Here is a 15,788-nt window from a genome sequence, read left to right as displayed (position 1 = left end):
TTTTCAGCACCACTTCATGCGCCGAAAATGAATTTAATATTAAATTTGAGCAAACTTATTTCATGCAATTACAACCTGTTGACCGCGTTGATACCATCAGCGCCGACGACTTTCAGCAGCGTTACTATCTGCCATTGAAACCAGTTGTTATTACCAAACTGGCCAAAGACTGGCCCGCCTTAACGAAATGGAACTGGGCTTATTTTAAAGAAATAGTAGGTAGTAAAAGAGTTGGACTGTACAACAACATTAAGAGCGACGCTTTCACCCCCATTAACACAGCAGACGATTACAAAACTTTTGGCGAGTATGTGGATATGGTGAGTAAGGGACCCGCCGCCTGGCGTATTTTTCTCTTCAATATTTTTGATCATGCGCCCCAGTTAACGGAAGATTTTACCTGGCCGGAAGATTTAATGAAGGGATTTGTTAAAAAATACCCCATGCTATTTGTTGGCGGGGCCACCAGCATTACCCATATGCACTTCGACATTGACATGTCGCACATCCTGCATACCCAGTTCTCAGGCCGTAAACGTGTGCTGTTATTCCCCTTCGAGGAGCAACATAAGTTATACCGCAAACCTTTTGAGGTATTGAGCCTGGCCGATTTTTCGAACTATTATGAAAATGGCAATCCTGATTATACCCAGTTTCCCGCATTGAAGCTGGCCAGGGGGTATGAGGTGATCCTGAATCATGGCGATACCCTGTTCATGCCCGCCGGTTACTGGCATCATATGGAATACCTAGACAGCGGTTTTGCAATGAGTTTGAGAGCTTTACAATCTTCTATCAGTGGCAAACTCAGAGGCGCCTGGAACTTGATCGGTATGCGCAATATTGATACATTGATGAAAAAAACCGCCCCCAAATGGTGGTATTCTTATAAAAAAACAAGCCTGTTAAAGGCCGCTGAAAAGGAATTGGAAGCTTCAGATGTGAGATACTAAAATTGCTCGTTTTTTTAAATCCAATTTGATCCAACTTAAGAAAGTAAGCTGGCCGAGCAGACATTAAAAAATTTTAAGAAAAATATTGATTTTATAGAAAACAGTCTTTATTTTTACCGGGCTATGTGCTGAATTAATATTCTCACCGGCAAACCACTCAACGAACTAATCCAATCTCCCGATTTTAACCCTCCAATTTCCATTTAATTTTTAAAACTATTTTATAAGTACGGATATTCACTTGTTCGTACCATAAATTGTCCGCCACCCTTTTTAATTATTATCTCTGTTTACCTGTATACGTGCTGCAGATCATTTGTGTTCCTGAAATTGCAAAAAAAAGATTGTACCAGTAACTGAAACTAACTGCTCTTACTCCTGTATTGGCAGCAAGCTTTTAATTTACTAACCGTAGAAGGGGGTTAATCCCTGACATGCAAACAGCATTTATGCCCGCATGTACCGATGCATCACCTTCTTTTTTTATATGCCCATTCTGTCCATCATCCATTGAACCCCACCTTCAATAAAATTATTGTATCACAACATATTGCTTAACTTCTTTCTTTTTGTGGTTTCAGAGGTAAGCACAGGCCGGCGATATCCATCGCTGGCTCCTTTTTTTATAATAGTCTATTAGGATTTCTTTGCGAGGAATTTCTTACTAACTGTTACCAATGGCCTTTCTATATATACGTAAATAATGTAGCCCGAGATTGCCGTAACCACAAATAATATGAGAGCAAACAAATAGGGATTCGAAGTCAAATGCAACCACTTTAAGCTAAGAGCCGTTGCACTCAGGCTAAAAGGATGAAACAGGTATAATGAATAGGAAGAATTGCCCGCCTGGAGCAACAATTTCTTTAACCGGGAAGCGCTTCCCTTTATAAATCCTTCCAAACACAAAAACCCGGTAAATACCATCAGCATGGGTATGCCCCATAACCAACCGCGGCCATCTTCCTGATTGGGCACTTTTCCAATTGCTTCGGCAGCCAGCAACAACACGCCTAACGAACATAAACACATGCCCAATGTTGTATTGGGTTTGATGATCTTCTTATTGAACAGATAAAAGCATCCCATACCATAAATAAACTCCAGATACAGGTTACTGGTAGTAAAACCAAAAATATCGCTGTTACCAGAAAATAATAACACCACCCCTACCATTGCCAGTAATACGACCGAAGATAATTGCATGGCCCTGTAGGTGCCTTTATGGATAAGCATGCCAAACAGGATATAAAACAGGAACTCAAAGCTGAGCGTCCATCCATTGGAGTTAAGGTACCTTTGCCCCGTAGGTATTAGTGTGTAAGAAGCCCAGATTCCCGTTTCACCACCTGAAGTATTTACAATTTCAGGTTTAACCAAAAATATTATCAATCCAATTGTGGTGCTAAGCCAGTAAAGAGGAATTATTCTTCTTATGCGGTGTAGCATGAACTGGCTAAAATTCAGATCGCGGTTAATAGTGGATACACACATGATGTAACCGGAAATGATAAAGAAGAGGTCTACCCCTGCCCCGCCAATAGTAAATCCGTGAAGCGCATTGTTTCCATACTGCTCGCCTTTGATAGAAATATGCAACAATACCACCAGTATGGCAGCAATACCCCGCATTATCTGAATTGATTCAATATTGGTATCGTTCTTCTGTAAAGGCAATAGTACTGGATTTTCCATAGAAAGGAAGGATAGGAAAAAATAAGCCCGCTTGGTTTAAAACGGGCTTATAAAAAGTTAATGTATCTGGGAGAAATGATCGTTGTACGTTATGGATTAAGCAATAGACCAGGTTTCTTTACCCCGTAACAATTTATCGAGGTTGGCCGGACCTTTTGCCATTACTTCTTCGAGCTGCATTTGCATTACATCTTCGTAACAGGGGCGGTCTGTTTCATAAAATACGCCGAACGGACGAGGTAAATGACCTTCAATACGAGGGTCATCGAACATCCTTACCAGTATTTGTGCTTTATAGAAATCGCCTTCGTCATGTACCCACAGATCATCGGCAGACGCACCCTCATTCAGGTCGACTATTATGGGTTTAAAACCATCGAGCTTTATCCCTTTATTGCATTGAGCGCCAAAAATAAGCGGCTTGCCTTGCTCCAGGAACAGGGTATTATCGAGCTTGGTCGATTTCTCGGTAAACATTTCAAAAGCGCCATCATTGAAGATGTTACAGTTTTGATAGATCTCGAGGAAAGAAGCTCCTTTATGTTTATGACTTCTTACCAGTAACTCCTGTAAGTGCTTGGGGTCACGGTCCATTGAACGGGCAATAAATGTCGCATCGGCACCCATTGCTAAAGCCAGCGGGTTGAACGGATGATCGATACTGCCGTATGGGGTTGACTTGGTTACCTTATTTTTTTCTGATGTAGGTGAATACTGTCCTTTTGTTAACCCATAGATCTGGTTATTGAAAAGCATCACATTTACATCGAAATTTCGGCGCAGCAAGTGAATGGTGTGGTTACCACCAATACTCAATCCATCTCCATCACCGGTAACGATCCAAACACTTAATTCGGGCCGGGCAGCTTTCAATCCACTGGCAATGGCGGTAGCCCGGCCATGGATCGAGTGCATACCATAGGTATTCATATAATAAGGGAACCGGCTGCTGCAGCCGATGCCGGAAATGATCACAATGTTCTCTTTTGGAACTCCTAAACCCGGCATGATCTTCTGCACTTGTGCCAAAATGGAGTAGTCTCCACATCCAGGACACCAACGTACCTCCTGATCGGTGGCAAAGTCTTTTGGTGTCAGAGCAGGCGTTGTAGTTTCACTCATAGATATATAATTACGACAAAATTATCGCAATATGCGACAATGAACAAGCTTAATTCATTGCTCATATTGTTAATATATAAACGGTAGCGCCAAATATTCATGAATTGCTACTTTCAGCCCTCAAACTCCTTATCATGCAAAGACTTATGATGTGCGTCTGCCTGCTCATTTCCGTAAAAATGCTGGCTCAAAACAAACAAAACGTTGCTGTTACAGATATGCTCAAAATACAATCCATCAGCGATGTAACCCTTTCACCCGATGGTAGTAAGGCGGCTTTTGTTGTAACCGCTATTGAAAATGATGGCACCACCAAGCTGGAGTATAAGTATGTAAACCAGATCTGGATAGTGAATACCGATGGGCTCGACACACCCCGGCAGTTAACGGCTAAAGAAAACGCCAGTCAACCCGCCTGGAGCCCCGATGGCAAACAGCTGGCCTTTGTTAGAACAGTGGACAGTAAACCTCAGATCTTTTTGCTTTCATTCAATGGTGGCGAAGCCATTCAGTTAACGAAGTTTAAATACGGCGCCACTACTCCTAAATGGCGCCCTGACGGCAAACAAATCCTTTTTACGGCTAATATTCCACTTACAGATCTGTTGAAAGACTCAGTTCTGAACGCCGATAATGCAATTCCTGCCTGGTCGTTGGAAAAACCAGGCTTCACTCATAATGAACAATTAAAGGCTTCCCACGCCAAAGCCGATCCCGATGGCACCCTGGAAGAAGTAAGGGCCTACCTCGATAACAATGTTACCGATAAAAAAGCCCGGGTGATGAATAAACTCAATTTCCAGGACGAACGCAACATAAACGGCGATATGGGGTTCAATCATTATTTTGTTACCGGTACATCCCCAGACGACGTTGCCACTGCGGTAACACATGGCTTTTTTTCGTTTTCCAGGGTTGATTTCACCCCAGACGGAAAACAGCTTATTCTGGCAGGCGATGTCGATTCCATTCAACACCCCAACCGGTCACAGGAGAATGAGATCTTTTTAGCAAATGCTGACGGAAGTCAGCTTCATAAAATTCTGGGCGAAGAAGGAAAACAATTTACCACGCCCACCCTCTCCCCTTCCGGTAAATGGCTTGCCTTTCAGTTTTCAGGCATAAACCAGGTTAAAATTCCGCAGCTTGCCATAATGCCCATAAATGGTACCGCAAAAGATATGGTCCTGCTTCCCTTTGATCGAACAAAGGAAGACCTGCTATGGAGCGACGATGAAAAATACCTGTACTTCACTTCGCCCAGCAATGGTGGCTTTCCATTGTACCAGTTAAATATTAACACCAAAAAAGTTGAGCAGCTAACCGATTATAATAGCGGCATCAGCAGTTTTGATCTGATCAATAATAAGCTGGTATTTGTAAAAACCGAAGTAACCAATCCCTTTGAATTGTACCTGGCAGATGCCAATGGGAAACAATCACAACGCATCAGTAATTTTAATGCAGCCTGGTTACAGGGCAAACAGCTTTCCCTCCCCGAAAAGAAAACCTTTACCAATAATAAGGGAATGACCATAGAATATTGGGTAATGAAACCGGCCAATTATGAACCGGGGAAAAAATACCCCTTATTGCTGGAAATACACGGCGGCCCCACTGCTATGTGGGGACCGGGAGAAAATACCATGTGGCACGAATACCAGTTCTTTTGCAGCAAAGGCTATGGCGTTGTATACTGCAACCCACGGGGCAGTGGTGGCTATGGTGAAAACTTTCTTCGGGCTAATATCAACGACTGGGGCAAAGGACCATCCAGCGATGTGTTGACTGCTTTAGATAAAACCATTAGTGAAGGCTGGGCCGACACGTCCAAACTGGTAGTTACCGGCGGGTCATATGCAGGCTATCTGGTGGCATGGATCATTGCCCACGATCATCGATTTAAAGCGGCCTGTTCGCAACGGGGCGTATACGATCTGGGTACGTTCTTTGGCGAAGGAAATGCCTGGCGGCTGGTACCCCTCTATTTCGGTGGTTATCCCTGGGAAACAACTGCCAAAGCAAATCTGCAACGGGAATCACCTATTACTTATATACAGAACATTACTACCCCTTATATTATTTTTCATGGTGATAATGATCGCCGCACCGGTTTTGTTGAAAGCGAAATGATGTACCGAAGTCTAAAGGTATTGGGCCGCCCGGTTGAATATATACGGCATCCTAATGCTACACATGAAATAACCCGCAGCGGCGATAACCGGCAACGTATTGATCAAATGTTACGCACCTGGGAGTTTTTTGAACGCTGGATCAATTAAGGAAATTAAAAAAGGGAGCCTTATGAATGATTACTTCATAAAGCTCCCTTTCTTTATAAATTTACTTCAGCTTAATAGCAATGCCTAACTCACCTACACGGTTGTAATGGTCGCGGTTACCTAAAAGCGCGTTGTTGTTTTTCGAAATATCAGCAATACCGGCATTGTACCGGGCATAGAAACCCAACATGGACGTAGCCTGAATACCTGCACCAAAGCAAATAGCCCCATCTACTTTTTTAAACCATTCATCAATTTCAGCTTTATCATCATTGTTCTTACTATTTGCAGATAATAAGAATCCTATTTGCGGGCCAAACTCCACATAAAACTGCCTTACAGGATAAAACTGGAACATGAGTGGGACCTGGATATAACTAAGCGCGAGGGTCGCATCGTCTCTTAGGCTCACAGGAAATTGCTGTCCCTGCCCCGAATACAATATTTCAGGTTGAAAGCTCCACCTGGCGTTTATGCGGCTATTTAAAAAAAGGCCCACATGGCCACTCAATCTATTGTCACCATTGAATCCGGTAACATCTGTAATATTAAGACCGCCTTTTATACCGGGTGTCATTTTTTGAGCTTGAGAACTGTACGCAAGAAGGCAAAACAAAACCAGTGGAAAAAAATACTTATTCATGTTTGAAGGTGTTTGCCCACACAGTTTCCAAAGCGTATGCCAGTTTGCAGACTATTGATCAACCAGCCTGTTAATCAATTCTATAAATTAATTCATGGAAAGACTTTGCACGGCACCAACGTTTACAGTATTCAGTTGTTGCTGTTGCTTCAATACATATTCACCAAAGCGGGTCATTACTGAATCTGGTAATGGCACTGAAGGCGGGAAGGTCTGTTGTAGTGGGTTCACCTGTTTTCCACTCTTCCAGAAACGATAGCAAACGTGTGGGCCTGTAGCAAGCCCTGTGCTGCCTACATAACCAATAACCTGCCCCTGGCGTACACTTTGTCCGGCGCGCACTGCCTGCTTGGTCATATGCAAGTACTGGGTAGTGTAAGTATCGTCGTGTTTTATTTTTACAAAGTTGCCGTTGTTATTGTTGTACTCAGATTCTATTACAACGCCATCCCCGGTGGCAATGATGGGTGTGCCTTCCGGTGCCGCATAATCAGTGCCCAGGTGCGTCTTCCATCTTTTTTGTACCGGATGAAAACGCCTTAATGAATACCCTGAGGTGATGTGGCTGAATTTAAGGGGTGCCTTTAAAAATAATGTCCGTAAACTTTTACCTTTCTCGTCATAATAGTCACCGGCATCTGTTGAATCGGATCTATAATAGAAAGCATAAAACTTCTCGCCGTTATGGGAGAACACAGCAGATTGAATGGCGCCTGTTTCAACAGGTTCATCTTTTATGTAGCGCTGCTCATACAACACCTTAAAATAATCGCCATCATGAATGGAATAAAAATCTACTGTATAAGCATACAGGTCAGCCAGTTTCATAGCCAGTGCGGGATCCGTGCCTGATTTCTGAAAGGTTTCATACAACGACCCATTGATGATGCCCGAAGCAGTTTCTAACCGCGCAGTAACCTGTCTTTTACCAGTTACTACTTTTACTGAATCGGTAAGATCATACAGAACGTAATCAATGGCGTTAGGCTGGTAAACAAAATAACAAACCTTATGTAAAGTATCTTTTGTAGAGAACACCGTGTACTGCGAACCAGCTTTCATCTTACGTACATCATATACGTACTTGGATTTTGATTGCAGGCTCTTGATAGTATTACTGTCAACGTTATACAATTCCAGGATGGAATTCAGGTATTCATTTTTTTGAATAATGCTTTCTGTTACATTAAATGAATCGAGGGCCAAACCAAACCGGCGAGGAACTATAATTACAGTAGTATCCTTTTTTGCCTGGGGTGCTTTTTCGCCGGGTAAAGAAAGGTTTAAACTGCTTAATACAATTACCGCCACAATTAATATGGCCATAAGTGAAAAAGCAATACCCCAATCTCTGTGTGTAAACATATATGTTTATTTGCCGGTTTTCCAGGCGGCCATTTTTAGCGCAAAAACAGTGCCCGGCCCTATTTAGTCGTATGACTTTTTTGTTTCATCTTAAAGTCAGACAGTTATAAACACTAATTAAGCACGATATATGACTGAATAGTAAAAATACGTAACCCTGAATGCGGCCCATTCCTTACATGAAAAACGAAATGTGGACTCGTTTGATTACAGATCAATGGTTATTTAGAAATGAATTAACACGGAAACTAACTAACTACATCCCTGCTAAATGGCAACAGGGATAGTTCCATTAACTTCAAATGCTGACGGCCAAAAGGAATTCCAATGATGGTGATATAAAAAATTGCGGCAAAAACCAGGTGTACCAATGCCGTATACAAGCCACCGCATAAAAGCCAGATAATATTACACAAAAGTGCTAAGCAACCGGTGGAGCCCTGCTTGGGCACAATCCTTTTTCCAAAGGGCCATAACACCACGCCGGCCAGTTTAAAACATTGCAAGCCCCAGGGTATGCCGATTATTGAAATACATAATGCGAAACCGCCTAAGATATACCCCAGTGCAGCGGCCAGGCCGCCAAACACCAGCCAGATAATGTTACCAAGAATATTCATGATGATGCCGGTATTATATGTTTTTCTTTATATAAAAAACGATACGCCATAATTGCGCTTACTAACATCAACACAGCCCCCAGGAAAAAAGAGGACCCCGGAAAATGGAATGGCGCCGAATCCTCTGTAAAATAATTAAAAAGATTGTTCATTATCAAGGGGCCAAAAAAAGACGTAACACTTTGTAAACCGCCCAGTATTCCCTGCAACTCACCCTGCGCATTGGCCGGCACATGACCGGCAATGATAGATTGCAACGCCGGCCCTGCAATTCCACCCAAACAATAAGGCACCAGAAAGGCAAACATCATCCAGCTTTGATTGGCAAATGCAAACAGGAACATGCCCAGCGAATACAAGGCTAAACCAATATATATACTGCGCTCGTTTCCCAATACCGGATTCAATTTACGCATTATCACGGTTTGTACCAACGCAACCAGTACGCCAACAAGCGCCAATGAATAACCGATGGTTGATTCACTCCATTTAAAGCGATATGCTGTAAAATAACTCCAGTTGCTTTGTACGGCATGGGCTGCCAAATAAACTATTGTCAATGCCATCACTAACCCGCCAATTGCGGGATATTTCTTTAACTGCATCAATGAGCCAAAGGGATTGGCGCGTTTCCAATCAAATGCACGGCGATGCTCTTTATCGAGCGACTCTGGTAAAATAAAATATCCATATAACCAGTTCAACAAACACAAGATGGCAGCAGCATAAAAAGGCGCTCGTAAACCCAACTTACTCAATGGCCCCCCAATAGCAGGACCAATTATAAATCCTAACCCAAAGGCGGCGCCTACCATGCCAAAATTCTTTGCCCTGTTTTCGTTGGTACTAATGTCTGCTATATAGGCGTAAGCGGTACTAAAACTTGCGCCTGTAATACCCGATACAACACGGCCCAGGAATAGCCAGCCGTAATTGGGCGCCATTGCCATGAATAAATAATCTATGCCAAAACCAAATAAAGAAAATAACAAGACTGGTCTACGACCGTATTTATCACTCAGGCTTCCCAGTATTGGCCCGCAGATAAATTGCATTAATGCATATACCCCCACCAGCCAGCTACCATATTTACTTGCTTCGTTTACCTGTATATGTTTTAACCCCGCAATCAATGTTGGCATCACCGGTATTATCAATCCCCAGCCAATTACATCAATAAGAACGGTAATGAAAATGAATTTTATAGCAGCAGAGCGAACTGGTTTCATACTTAAAAAGTTGATGCAAAGTACTGGGTTTTTTGAACCTTGTGGTATAAAATTTTAAGTATTATGAAAACAAGACCGTACAGGTTGTAAGGGTTTAACGGCAAGTTGACCATTTTCCCTGAAACCTGAAACATGTATCAAATGTCTTTCCCGCAATGGCATATAGGTTGTTCAGGCTTTCATTATAAAGAATGGAAGGAGCTTTTTTACCCTAAAGGGTTGCCGCAACGTTTATGTGCAGTATCAGTCATCCTGATCTACCAAACGAAGTAATTACGAACACCAACATGGTGTATTATCGCTTTCACGGTGTGCCGCACTTGTATTATTCTGCCTATGACCAACTGTTCCTGGAACAGACTGCAACTGCTATAAAAAATGCTAAACATATTAATAAGGCATTTTTATACTTCAATAATACAGCACAAACAGCAGCCATACAAAATGCACAATACATACAGCAGTTTATAGAAAAATAGGATTGCAGTTATTTGCTTGTGGTATAGGTAAATCATTCTCCCCAATACTCGATAAAACAGTAAAAATCAGCATTACATGAAACCATGTATGTTGTTCCTTGATTTATGCTAAGAATTTCCGAAGAAGATATCCTCAAATGTCTTTTTCACATTTTTAGTTCGTTAATTTGCTGCGCATTTTTTTATACGAAGTCCTGGTTAAGGCTCTGAAAACTTATGATCCGTACTCTTATTATCACTTTTTATTGTACCCTGTGGAGAATTTTAAAGATCAACTAAAGTCCCTTTGTATGAAAAACCCTGTTCACTACACATATCCTGTACCACCTACTCAAACTGTGGCAACCGAGCCAGTTCCTCTTCATAGACTGATAGATCAAATTATGGTAGGCCTTTTACCATTGGTCACTGGTAAAAAAAGTTTTGTGATCAACGATGTTGATCACACATTCCACCTTCAGGCAGATGAGAATTTGCTGGCCTATGTACTGGGCAATCTGTTAAGCGGCGCAATTAATGGTTCTGAGAATGTGTGTATAAGGGTTGAAGCCGTTTGTAATAAGGATGGAGTGCATGTTCGTGTTCGTAACAATGGCACTTATTTCTACAGTACTGTGTCAAACGGTTTTTCCAATGTGGTTCAGGCTGCCAGGCAATTAGGCGGCAATATCAGCATCTACAATCAACACAACGAAGGGACCACACTCACCTTCTCTATGGCAGCGCCCGTTCAAACTATTTGTTAAATAAAGAATATTTCAATCCCTACACCCTGTTAAACAAGCTACCACTGTTAAATAAAAAACCCCGACGATAACGTCGGGGTTACATATTTTAACCTAACAGGATTAATAACGATTGTTATAGCTGTTGTTACGGCTAAATGAACGTCTTTCACCGCCACCGCCGCCGCCATTGTTGCTACGCTCTTCACGAGGACGAGCTTCTGCAACTTTGATCTCTCTGCCTTCTACGCGACCACCATCCAATTCAGTGATTGCTTTTCTGGCAGCTTCATCATTTGGCATTTCAACAAATCCAAATCCACGGCTTTTGCCTGTGAATTTATCAGTAATTACACGAGCAGAAGCTACTTCACCATATTCAGCAAAGAAACCTTCCAAATCATCATCTGTTACGTTGAAACTTAAATTAGAAACATAAATGTTCATACTACTAACTAAAATTGGTTAAAAATTATTAATGGATCTGAGGTAAAGCAGGGAGTAAAGGAAGACTAACAACTATTAGCAGAAATGCGTAGCGAGATATATCGTTCACTTACCGAATGCTATTATCACTCAAAACTCACCACAAAGATACTTTATTCGCATTGAATAACAATGATTCTGATCGTTGTCGGCAAGTTAATTTATCTTAATACAGATTAAATTTAAGTATTGTCATCAAAATGAAAATTGCATTAAAATAAAACAGATCATTTGCACCTTATTAACAATAACCATGATAAAAAGTTTACCGGTTATCACAATAATTTCAAGCCGTGAAACATGTTTCTTGTCTTGTGACATGAATCCTGTATCTTGTATCTCAAGTTTTTAACCCATTTCAATAGCTAAAACTCAACCTGCTATGTTTTTTAAAAAGAAAATTACGGTTGCCGGAACTTTAGTTGCATTGGTAGTATTGGGCATTGCCGCCAGCGCTCCTGCCGATCCCATATTCAAAAACCTGAAGGTGCTGCCAAAAAACACCACACATGAACAACTGGACAGTGTTATGCATATGTTCAATAGTTCATTGGGGGTAAAATGTGGTTTCTGTCATGCCGCTCAAAAAGACAATCCCAAAAAACTGGATTTCGCCAGCGATGAAAAGGGGGAAAAAAATGCAGCCCGCGATATGATGCGGATGACGGAACGCATTAATAAGAAGTTTTTCCATTATAAAAAGGATGAAGGGCACCCCATTCCACCGGTAGGCTGTTTTAGCTGTCACCATGGCAACCCACACCCTGAAGCCAGCGCACCTAAAGAAGAAAAAAAGGCGCCCCCACCACCGCCTACGCAGCCAGCTCAATCAGCCCAACCACCAGCTAATAACTAAGAATTTTATTCCACATTTATACGGATTTGAGGAAATTGACCTGTCAGTAGCACCTTAACAAAGGCACACCTGACAGGTCTGTTCTTTTGTAGACTATTTATTTTTACGGAAACGATTCCGTTAGATAATGCCAAAGGATTATCGCCCTAATGCTTTTCACTTACGTCACCGCCTACCGTGAGTCGCCAATAATTTGAAAATTTTCAATTTTACCAATCCCATGCCGCCTATTTGCAATTTGCCTACTTTTGCACTCTTATCTATTAGCAATGAGTGCACAACAATTTGATTTCGGTATGATTGGCCTCGGCGTTATGGGCAGAAACTTCCTGCTTAACATGGCTGATCACGGTTTTAAAGTTATCGGGTTCGATAAAGACAATCAGAAAACTTCAGCGCTGGAATCAGCCGCTACAGCAGGTACTACTGTTAAAGGAGTAAGCTCGCTGCAAGACATGGTGAACCAGCTGGCAGTTCCCCGAAAGATCATGATGCTTGTTCCTGCCGGTAAACCGGTAGATGATGTAATTGAAAGCCTGCTGCCCCTGGTGCAAAAAGGCGATATCATCATCGACGGTGGCAATAGCCACTTTACCGATACATTAAGACGTGTTACCTATTTACAGGCTAAGGGCATTCATTTTATGGGTATGGGTGTTTCGGGTGGCGAACAAGGCGCCCGTACAGGCCCCAGCATTATGCCTGGTGGCGATCAGGAAGCCTACCCTCATGTACGCCCCATGCTGGAAGCCGTAGCGGCAAAAGTAGATGGCGTTCCCTGTGTAGCCCACCTGGGTAAAGGCGCTGCCGGCCACTACGTTAAAATGGTGCACAATGGCATTGAATATGCCATCATGCAATTGATATGTGAGGCATATGATCTGCTGCATCGCGGCGCCGGTCTCACCAACGACGAATTACATACCGTTTTTGATATCTGGAACAAAGGTGATCTGCGATCTTTTCTTATTGAAATTACTGCCGACATCTTTTTACAACCCGACGATAAAACGCCTAACCGCCTTGTTGACATGATCCTCGACAAAGCCGGCGCAAAAGGCACCGGTAAATGGACCTCACAGGACGCTATGGACCTGGGCGTTCCCATTCCCACCATAGATATGGCCGTGGCCATGCGTAACTTATCGGCTTTAAAAGCCGAACGGGTACAGGCTTCCGCATTATATCCTCAAACTACCAGTTTAGTTGGCACCCCCAAAGAACAATTCATTCAACAGGTACACGATGCCCTGTTGTTTGCTACCATTATATGTTATGCCCAGGGGTTGGCACAATTACACCGGGCCGGTATTGACCTCGACATGCAAATTCCCATGCCGCAGGTAGTAAGTGTTTGGCGCGGTGGCTGTATCATTCGCTCAGTATTGCTGCCCACGTTCGCTAATGCCTTTAAAGCGAACCCTGAGCTGTCGAATTTGTTATTAGATGCTGAGGTAGCCAAAATATTAAATGCAAACGCTACCGGCACCCGTGCAGTTGCTGCCATGGCCATACAGCACGGAATACCAGCCGCAGCCTTATTGAGCAGCCTGAGCTATTTCGACACCTATCGCAACAAGCAATTACCTATTAACCTGTTGCAGGCACAACGCGATTATTTTGGCGCTCATACCTATCAACGCATCGATCAGGAAGGAACTTTCCATACTGAATGGGCTAAGAAATAATTATAATTGATACTTCAAATAAGAATATGACAAATCATACATGTCCGCCAGCTACTGTGCTATTTATTTTTGGTGGTAGTGGCGATTTAAACCAGCGTAAACTTTCTCCCGCTTTATATAATCTGTTTATCGATGGGTGGATGCCTGAAAAGTTCAGCATTGTAGGAATTGGCAGAACCGCTTATACCGATGAAAAGTTCAGGAAACACCTGTACGATGGCATTCAACAGTTCTCCCGCCGTAAAGATGATAAGAACGGTAAATGGGAAACGTTCTCAAAATATATTACATACCTGCAAATGGATGCCGGCAATGATGCCGATTATCAGAAAATTGCCGAGATCGTAAAACAAAAAGAACAGGAGTTTGGCGAGCACCCCAACGTTATTTTCTACATGTCGGTAGCTCCGCACCTGGTACCTCAAATTGCCAGCAAACTGGGCCCGCTGAACATTTGCCACGATACTAAATGCACCCGTATAGTGGTGGAAAAACCATTCGGTCATGACCTTAAAAGCGCGCATGAACTGAATGAGCTGTTAAGGTCCATGTTCGATGAGACCCAGATCTACCGCATAGATCACTACCTGGGTAAAGAGACCGTTCAAAACATTCTGGCCTTGCGCTTTGCCAATGCCCTGTTTGAACCGATCTGGAACAGAAATTACATCGACCATATTCAGATCACCGCTGCAGAAACCGTTGGTTTGGAAAATCGCGGCGATTATTATGAACGCTCTGGCGCCCTGCGCGATATGGTGCAGAACCATATTCTGCAATTGTTGTGTATGGTGGCTATGGAAGCCCCCGTATCTTTCGATGCCAATGAGATCCGTAATAAAAAGGTAGATGTATTAAACGCCCTGCGCAAATACAACAAAGAAGAAGTGCACAAGTACGCCGTTAGAGGCCAGTACTCCGATGGCTGGTTGCAGGGTAAAAAAGTACCAGGTTATCGCAATGAAGATAAAATAAATCCCACGTCACCTACCGATACTTTTGCAGCGGTAAAATTCTATATTGATAACTGGCGCTGGCAGGATGTGCCATTTTATGTTCGTACCGGTAAACGGTTACATGAAAAATCAACCATCATCACCATTCAATTCAAACAGGCGCCTCATTTTGCATTTCCTCCCGAAGCAGCATTAACCTGGCGTCCAAACAGACTTACCATCAGCATTCAGCCGCAAATGGATATCCGGTTACGCTTCCAGGCTAAACGCCCGGGACAAACCGTTTCGTTGAACCCGGTTGATATGACCTTTAATTATAAAGATGCTTATGGCGATAATGATCCTGAAGCATATGAAACCCTGTTGCTCGACGTAATGGAAGGCAATGCCACCCTGTTTATGCGCAGCGACCAGGTTGAAGCTGCCTGGAAAGTGGTAATGCCAATTCAGGAAGCATGGGAAACCAGACCACCAGTTGATTTTCCCAACTATGCACCCGATAGCTGGGGCCCCGAAGATGCAGAAGCGCTCATTGCCCGCGATGGCCGCAACTGGATCACCCTGCCCCAATCGCACCAGGGTGTGCAAACAGGCAGTTAAAACTAATTAATAAATGACCTGTAAGATTCGTCATTGGATTGAGTATTATCAGTGTAATGAATGGAATCTGACAGGTCATTTTTCAAACA

Annotated in this window: 14 protein-coding genes; 7 read left to right on the top strand and 7 right to left on the bottom strand. The window is 42.8% G+C overall.

The window, feature by feature from the left end:
• Nucleotides 1-62: 62 nt before the first annotated feature.
• Nucleotides 63-953, top strand: coding sequence for a cupin-like domain-containing protein (locus J7I42_RS06510; protein WP_209137961.1), 891 nt, complete (start codon nucleotides 63-65; stop codon nucleotides 951-953).
• 636 nt (nucleotides 954-1,589) lie between these two features.
• Here J7I42_RS06510 and J7I42_RS06505 read toward each other — a convergent pair.
• Both J7I42_RS06505 and J7I42_RS06500 read right to left on the bottom strand, forming a co-directional pair.
• Nucleotides 1,590-2,648: an acyltransferase family protein gene (locus tag J7I42_RS06505; protein WP_209137960.1), complete on the bottom strand. Its 1,059-nt coding sequence runs from the start codon at nucleotides 2,646-2,648 to the stop codon at nucleotides 1,590-1,592.
• 96 nt (nucleotides 2,649-2,744) lie between these two features.
• Complete coding sequence (locus tag J7I42_RS06500; protein ID WP_209137959.1) at nucleotides 2,745-3,770, bottom strand: 2-oxoacid:ferredoxin oxidoreductase subunit beta; 1,026 nt, start codon at nucleotides 3,768-3,770, stop codon at nucleotides 2,745-2,747.
• 134 nt (nucleotides 3,771-3,904) lie between these two features.
• Between J7I42_RS06500 and J7I42_RS06495 the strand changes: the two genes are divergently transcribed.
• Nucleotides 3,905-6,052, top strand: coding sequence for a S9 family peptidase (locus tag J7I42_RS06495; RefSeq protein ID WP_209137958.1), 2,148 nt, complete (start codon nucleotides 3,905-3,907; stop codon nucleotides 6,050-6,052).
• 61 nt (nucleotides 6,053-6,113) lie between these two features.
• Here J7I42_RS06495 and J7I42_RS06490 read toward each other — a convergent pair whose 3' ends face one another.
• The 4 genes from J7I42_RS06490 to J7I42_RS06475 form a co-directional block, all read right to left on the bottom strand.
• Nucleotides 6,114-6,695 (bottom strand): porin family protein, encoded by a 582-nt coding sequence (locus J7I42_RS06490; protein ID WP_209137957.1) that lies wholly within the window; start codon nucleotides 6,693-6,695, stop codon nucleotides 6,114-6,116.
• Nucleotides 6,696-6,782: 87 nt separating this feature from the next.
• Entirely contained in the window at nucleotides 6,783-8,060 is a 1,278-nt protein-coding gene (locus J7I42_RS06485) for a M23 family metallopeptidase (protein WP_209137956.1), read from the bottom strand.
• A 248-nt stretch (nucleotides 8,061-8,308) separates the two neighbouring features.
• Nucleotides 8,309-8,680 carry a YccF domain-containing protein gene (locus J7I42_RS06480; protein WP_209137955.1) on the bottom strand — a complete coding sequence of 124 codons (372 nt, stop codon included), beginning with the start codon at nucleotides 8,678-8,680 and terminating at the stop codon, nucleotides 8,309-8,311.
• Nucleotides 8,677-9,909, bottom strand: coding sequence for a TCR/Tet family MFS transporter (locus J7I42_RS06475; protein ID WP_209137954.1), 1,233 nt, complete (start codon nucleotides 9,907-9,909; stop codon nucleotides 8,677-8,679). The genes J7I42_RS06480 and J7I42_RS06475 overlap by 4 nt, the downstream gene beginning before the upstream one ends.
• 233 nt (nucleotides 9,910-10,142) lie before the next feature.
• Here J7I42_RS06475 and J7I42_RS06470 point away from each other — a divergent pair, with 233 nt between their 5' ends.
• Together J7I42_RS06470 and J7I42_RS06465 are read left to right on the top strand one after the other, a co-directional pair.
• A complete protein-coding gene (locus J7I42_RS06470; RefSeq protein WP_209137953.1) occupies nucleotides 10,143-10,388 on the top strand; it encodes a DUF72 domain-containing protein in 246 nt (81 codons plus the stop codon).
• A 290-nt stretch (nucleotides 10,389-10,678) separates the two neighbouring features.
• Nucleotides 10,679-11,134 (top strand): sensor histidine kinase, encoded by a 456-nt coding sequence (locus tag J7I42_RS06465; RefSeq protein WP_209137952.1) that lies wholly within the window; start codon nucleotides 10,679-10,681, stop codon nucleotides 11,132-11,134.
• A gap of 102 nt (nucleotides 11,135-11,236) precedes the next feature.
• Here the strand turns inward: J7I42_RS06465 and J7I42_RS06460 are convergent, their stop codons facing one another.
• Nucleotides 11,237-11,560, bottom strand: a complete 324-nt coding sequence (locus J7I42_RS06460) for an RNA recognition motif domain-containing protein (protein ID WP_209137951.1) — start codon at nucleotides 11,558-11,560, stop codon at nucleotides 11,237-11,239.
• 421 nt (nucleotides 11,561-11,981) lie between these two features.
• On the opposite strand from J7I42_RS06460, the gene J7I42_RS06455 reads away from it, so the two are divergent.
• The 3 genes from J7I42_RS06455 (at nucleotide 11,982) to zwf (ending at nucleotide 15,699) form a co-directional block, all read left to right on the top strand.
• Nucleotides 11,982-12,455 carry a c-type cytochrome gene (locus tag J7I42_RS06455; RefSeq protein ID WP_209137950.1) on the top strand — a complete coding sequence of 158 codons (474 nt, stop codon included), beginning with the start codon at nucleotides 11,982-11,984 and terminating at the stop codon, nucleotides 12,453-12,455.
• 269 nt (nucleotides 12,456-12,724) lie between these two features.
• Nucleotides 12,725-14,143 carry an NADP-dependent phosphogluconate dehydrogenase gene (gene gndA, locus J7I42_RS06450; protein ID WP_209137949.1) on the top strand — a complete coding sequence of 473 codons (1,419 nt, stop codon included), beginning with the start codon at nucleotides 12,725-12,727 and terminating at the stop codon, nucleotides 14,141-14,143.
• 26 nt (nucleotides 14,144-14,169) lie between these two features.
• A complete protein-coding gene (gene zwf, locus J7I42_RS06445; RefSeq protein ID WP_209137948.1) occupies nucleotides 14,170-15,699 on the top strand; it encodes a glucose-6-phosphate dehydrogenase in 1,530 nt (509 codons plus the stop codon).
• Nucleotides 15,700-15,788: the final 89 nt, after the last annotated feature.

The organism is Niastella soli (assembly GCF_017742245.1).
GTDB classification, from domain to species: Bacteria; Bacteroidota; Bacteroidia; order Chitinophagales; family Chitinophagaceae; genus Niastella; species Niastella soli.
This window is presented reverse-complemented; position numbering and strand designations above follow the sequence as displayed.

Bases quoted from the DNA above. Each gene is read 5' to 3' on its own strand.
- J7I42_RS06475 (WP_209137954.1), bottom strand. From the start codon at position 9,909: ATGAAACCAGTTCGCTCTGCTGCTATAAAATTCATTTTCATTACCGTT.
- gndA (WP_209137949.1), top strand. From the start codon at position 12,725: ATGAGTGCACAACAATTTGATTTCGGTATGATTGGCCTCGGCGTTATG.
- J7I42_RS06485 (WP_209137956.1), bottom strand. From the start codon at position 8,060: ATGTTTACACACAGAGATTGGGGTATTGCTTTTTCACTTATGGCCATA.
- J7I42_RS06455 (WP_209137950.1), top strand. From the start codon at position 11,982: ATGTTTTTTAAAAAGAAAATTACGGTTGCCGGAACTTTAGTTGCATTG.
- J7I42_RS06505 (WP_209137960.1), bottom strand. From the start codon at position 2,648: ATGGAAAATCCAGTACTATTGCCTTTACAGAAGAACGATACCAATATT.
- J7I42_RS06500 (WP_209137959.1), bottom strand. From the start codon at position 3,770: ATGAGTGAAACTACAACGCCTGCTCTGACACCAAAAGACTTTGCCACC.
- J7I42_RS06460 (WP_209137951.1), bottom strand. From the start codon at position 11,560: ATGAACATTTATGTTTCTAATTTAAGTTTCAACGTAACAGATGATGAT.
- J7I42_RS06480 (WP_209137955.1), bottom strand. From the start codon at position 8,680: ATGAATATTCTTGGTAACATTATCTGGCTGGTGTTTGGCGGCCTGGCC.
- J7I42_RS06470 (WP_209137953.1), top strand. From the start codon at position 10,143: ATGTGCAGTATCAGTCATCCTGATCTACCAAACGAAGTAATTACGAAC.
- J7I42_RS06490 (WP_209137957.1), bottom strand. From the start codon at position 6,695: ATGAATAAGTATTTTTTTCCACTGGTTTTGTTTTGCCTTCTTGCGTAC.
- J7I42_RS06495 (WP_209137958.1), top strand. From the start codon at position 3,905: ATGCAAAGACTTATGATGTGCGTCTGCCTGCTCATTTCCGTAAAAATG.
- J7I42_RS06465 (WP_209137952.1), top strand. From the start codon at position 10,679: ATGAAAAACCCTGTTCACTACACATATCCTGTACCACCTACTCAAACT.
- zwf (WP_209137948.1), top strand. From the start codon at position 14,170: ATGACAAATCATACATGTCCGCCAGCTACTGTGCTATTTATTTTTGGT.
- J7I42_RS06510 (WP_209137961.1), top strand. From the start codon at position 63: ATGCAATTACAACCTGTTGACCGCGTTGATACCATCAGCGCCGACGAC.